Source organism: Nocardia vaccinii NBRC 15922 (assembly GCF_001613305.1).
Lineage (GTDB): Bacteria > Actinomycetota > Actinomycetes > Mycobacteriales > Mycobacteriaceae > Nocardia > Nocardia vaccinii.
Genome location: NZ_BDCC01000140.1, coordinates 1 through 650, shown reverse-complemented (window position 1 = coordinate 650; position 650 = coordinate 1). Strand labels below are relative to the sequence as shown.

The following is a 650-nucleotide window of genomic DNA, read 5'->3' as shown; positions in this document are numbered from 1 at the left end:
GTCGTATCCGCGGCGGCGCAGCCCCCGCCGGATATCGATGACCACCGCATCACCCGACGGGCCACGACGATGAAAAGTCTCCACACCCGGCACCGACACGGCCGACTCCCCGGCCAACCTCAACGCACTGGCCTTGAACGCCCGCGCAGCCGCGGACAACCGATGCTCCACACCACGAACCCGCCCCTCACCCCGACCCCAGAACAAAATCTCCTCCGCATGCGCCGCCAAATTGGCCGACACCCCCGCACGCACCCGCGCATCGGACTCGAAAACCGCCGCCGCGACCACCAGCTCATCCGGCCAGATCCGCACACCATCCACCGGAGAAACCAACGCATCCTCCAGATTCACCACGATCGCACCCAAAATCCGCAACGGCGCCGCATCCACCGAACCCGGCACCACAACCGTCACCTCCCACCCCGACATCACCCGATCGAACACCCAACCACCCACCGAACGCACCGCATCCACCACACTCGGCGCGATGATCGCCACCCGATACCGCAACCGATGCCTACACGCATGAGCCCGCGCATCGGCCACCGTACGAATCGCACACACACCACGATCAACCGCATCGAGGGATCGAACGACCATAAGAATCCCATCCACTGACAAACCTACTAACTCTCCAGTAGGTCGGT

The 650-nt window shown here is 64.2% G+C and carries 1 protein-coding gene; it reads right to left on the bottom strand.

Annotated elements, in window-relative coordinates:
- A partial coding sequence (locus NV1_RS41695; RefSeq protein ID WP_174557536.1) for a hypothetical protein occupies positions 1-549 on the bottom strand: 549 nt, incomplete at its 3' end.
- Positions 550-650: the final 101 nt, after the last annotated feature.